Consider the following 3968-nt stretch of genomic DNA (forward strand, 5'->3'; position numbering starts at 1 on the left):
CGCATAGTGCCTGTTATTGTGTTCACAAACTGTGACAGTTCTGAGAGAAATCCTTGTGCACGCGACTACTCGTACTCCTTATCTGGTGGTATGCTAACGGCAATTTGAAGGCCAAATCGTCTAGCATTTAATGCTACCTTGACAATATTTTTACGGTATATATTTGGCAAAGCACATCAAAAGGAGTCCTCCGTGTCTGAGTTCCATTCTGAGATCAGTACCTTATCACCTGCTCCACTTTGGCAGTTTTTCGATAAGATTTGTTCAATCCCTCATCCATCGAAACATGAAGAAGCATTAGCACAGTACATTATCAACTGGGCAACAGAGCAAGGCTTTGACGTTCGCCGTGATCCAACCGGTAACGTGTTCATCAAAAAGCCCGCGACACCTGGAATGGAAAATAAGAAGGCTGTTGTACTTCAAGCACACATCGACATGGTGCCGCAGAAAAACGAAGACACCGAACACGACTTCACCAAAGATCCAATCCAACCTTACATCGATGGCGAATGGGTAACGGCGAAAGGCACGACGCTTGGTGCAGATAACGGGATTGGTATGGCTTCTTGCCTTGCTGTATTGGCATCTAAAGACATTAAGCACGGCCCAATCGAAGTTCTGCTGACGATTGATGAAGAAGCAGGCATGACTGGCGCATTTGGTCTTGAGGCTGGTTGGTTAGAAGGTGAGATCCTTCTCAACACAGACTCTGAACAAGAAGGCGAAGTCTACATGGGTTGTGCTGGTGGTGTTGATGGCACCATGACTTTCGGCATTTTTCGAGAAGCAACGCCTGCCGGTTTCGTAACACGCCAACTGACGCTGAAAGGCCTAAAAGGTGGTCACTCAGGTTGTGACATTCACACAGGTCGCGGTAATGCCAACAAATTACTTGGTCGTTTCCTAGCGGGTCATGCTCAAGAGCTTGATTTACGTTTGGTAGAATTCCGTGGTGGTAGTTTACGTAATGCAATCCCTCGCGAAGCGTTTGTCACTGTCGCTCTTCCTGCAGAAAACCAAGACAAGCTTGCTGAGCTGTTCAACCACTACACTGAGCTGCTGAAAACTGAACTGGGTAAAATCGAAACAGGTATCGTAACCTTTAATGAATTGCTCGCTACTGACGCGCAAGTATTTTCAATCGCCGATCAGCAACGCTTCATTGCCGCACTTAACGCATGCCCAAATGGCGTCATGCGCATGAGCGACGAAATTGAAGGTGTGGTCGAAACGTCACTGAACGTTGGCGTGATCACTACTGAAGAAAATAAAGTGACAGTTCTGTGTCTGATTCGCTCTTTGATTGACTCTGGCCGCAGCCAAGTTGAGAGTATGCTACGTTCAATTGCTGAATTAGCAGGCGCACAAATTCAGTTCTCAGGTGCTTACCCTGGCTGGAAGCCAGATGCAGATTCCGAGATCATGGCAATTTTCCGTGATATGTATGAAGGCATTTACGGTCATAAGCCGAACATCATGGTCATCCATGCTGGTCTTGAGTGTGGCCTGTTTAAAGAACCATACCCACACATGGATATGGTGTCTTTCGGTCCAACAATTAAATTCCCTCACTCACCAGATGAGAAAGTGAAGATTGATACCGTTCAGCTGTACTGGGACCAAATGGTCGCGCTTCTAGAGGCAATTCCAGAGAAAGCGTAATTCAAGCACGAAAAACGACAAAGGGTGCTTTACGGCACCCTTTTTTGTTTGGCTGGACCAAATTACACGCGATTTTGCGTATAAGCAGCTAGCTCATCCATTGAAGTTTGTGCAACGACTTCACCATCAATGTAGTAAGTGACAAACTCACCATCGCGCACACCCATGAGTGTCGCCTTCTCGCCGTTATTGTAAGTAATATCCATTTGAACAGTATTCTCATCGATTTGCTGCATTCGACCCTGCTCAATAACACGGTTATTCGCTAACGGTGCAATTGGCGCCGTCGTTAACGATTTATCTAACTGGTGGTTTACATCGATGTAAGTATCCATCTTTGTATCGAAGATATGTGGCTTACCATTTAAAGGGTTCTTACCCGTCCAAAACTCTAGAGAGTTAAACACGATGTAGTCCGCTGCGATTGCGACACCATAAACAGGTGCTAAAAGCATGTTTAGACCACCTCGAGCGTAACGGTTATCTACAGCTTTCAAGTTAAACCCCATGACATAACCTGTCACGGCATTACTGCCAACGCAACCTGAAAGTGAAACTGCTACAGCAGTCAATGCACCAATTTTAGCAATTGCCTTTTTCATCAAAACCTCTAGTTAGAAATGTTAGACCTCAAATTCGGCGCGGATATTATCGGATAAAAAGTAGGGTTAAAAGTCCGTTTTTTTGTCCCTCATTATCAGTATTATTTTTAATACAGTCACATTTTTTAAGCCTATGATTGCTCTTCCTTCTGTACCTCTCGTTATGTATTAAACTGATATAAAAGATCATATTGAAAACAAAAACGTCACACATGCTGAGATTTCGCGCATGACGATTAAAGTAATTTGTCGTGTCCTTAATGAGAATGATTAGTGCGATTTTGCAGCAATTGTTACATTGCTGATAACGCATTTGACAGAGATGGTTTATGGCCAGAAGTAAAAAAAGCAAAGTGTTTGAGCTCTTAGGGCATCAAATACAACCAGGACAACGATTAGAGATCGAATTTGAAGCAGCGAAGCTATACACACATTCGCCTTTATCTATTCCCGTGGAAATCATCCATGGGAAACAAGAAGGGCCTGTGTTAATGGTGAATGCTGCTATCCATGGTGATGAGCTTAATGGCGTAGAAATCGTTCGTCAGATCATTAACCAACTGGATCCACAAAAACTGAAAGGCACTGTCATTGCAGTACCTATCGTTAACGTTTTTGGTTTCATCCATAAATCACGGTACTTGCCCGATCGACGAGATCTCAACCGTTGTTTTCCTGGCAGTGAAAAAGGCGCGCTTGCATCTCGAATGGCACACGGCTTCTTTAACAACATAGCCAAACGTTGTGACTACATTTTGGATCTGCACACTGGGGCCATTCACCGCACGAACTTGCCACAGATTCGCGCAAACTTAAGCAACCCAGAAACTCTGCGTATTGCTCAGGCGTTTGCGACGCCAGTGATTGTTGATTCAGCATTGCGTGATGGCTCTTTACGCAGTGAAGCAGAAAAATGTGATATCCCCGTGCTAACCTACGAGGCTGGCGAAGCATTGCGTTTTGATCCACTGTCAATCAGCGCTGGTGTACTCGGGGTTCGGCGTGTAATGCAAGCCATTGGCATGCTGCGCGCTAGCCGAAAAAAGCTGCCTGAGCCTATCATAGCGAAGTCCACCAGCTGGGTTCGTGCGTCAGGTAACGGTATTTTGCGTACTGTCGTTAATCTGGGAGACAAAGTGGAACAGGGTGAAACTCTCGCCTATATCAGCTCTCCTCTTGGACATGATGAGGTAGAGCTCAAAGCGCCAAAGCGTGGCTTGGTGATCGGTCAACAAACTTTGCCACTGGTTAATGAAGGCGATGCGATCTTCCACCTTGCTTACTTCAACCAAGGTGATGATTCGGTAGAACAAGCCGTTGAAAGTTACATTGAAGGACTGACCGAGTTCGATGTCGAGCCACTGACTACCGGACAGATCCCGTTAGAAACTCAGTAATTCCTACCAAGTACGCACTTGATTAGCTCGAAAGGAGCAACAGTGCTCGCACCATCTTGTTTAAAAGCCAATGAGCTCAGCGTCCATGATGCTGGGCTTTTTGTTTTCTGTAAGCTAACGATACTCATCGTAGTTTCCACGAATGGATAAAAAACTTTACAATCCGTCGCAAAAACACATTTGATAATTAATCTCATTATCATTTATTAATCGTAATAATGTTCTTATAATCCGAGCTTCATAAAAACACTATAAATCATCAATATGAAACGATTAATAAGTCATCCATTCAAAGTAAATCTCA

At 44.6% G+C, this 3968-nt stretch carries 3 protein-coding genes; 2 read left to right on the forward strand and 1 reads right to left on the reverse strand.

Annotated features, from left to right (window positions below; genetic code table 11):
- The first annotated feature begins 192 nt into the window (after positions 1-192).
- Complete coding sequence (locus CAG69_RS08330) at positions 193-1665, forward strand: beta-Ala-His dipeptidase (RefSeq protein ID WP_161443665.1); 1473 nt, start codon at positions 193-195, stop codon at positions 1663-1665.
- Positions 1666-1727: 62 nt separating this feature from the next.
- Here the strand turns inward: CAG69_RS08330 and CAG69_RS08335 are convergent, their stop codons facing one another.
- The gene (locus CAG69_RS08335) at positions 1728-2267 is read right to left on the reverse strand and encodes a DUF3332 domain-containing protein (protein WP_047010162.1); all 540 of its coding nucleotides are present in this window, start codon (positions 2265-2267) and stop codon (positions 1728-1730) included.
- Between the two features lie 329 nt (positions 2268-2596).
- Between CAG69_RS08335 and CAG69_RS08340 the strand changes: the two genes are divergently transcribed.
- Entirely contained in the window at positions 2597-3664 is a 1068-nt protein-coding gene (locus tag CAG69_RS08340; protein ID WP_005391426.1) for a succinylglutamate desuccinylase/aspartoacylase family protein, read from the forward strand.
- Positions 3665-3968: the final 304 nt, after the last annotated feature.

It is taken from the genome of Vibrio sp. V43_P6S15P86 (genome assembly GCF_009904725.1).
GTDB classification, from domain to species: domain Bacteria; phylum Pseudomonadota; class Gammaproteobacteria; order Enterobacterales; family Vibrionaceae; genus Vibrio; species Vibrio diabolicus.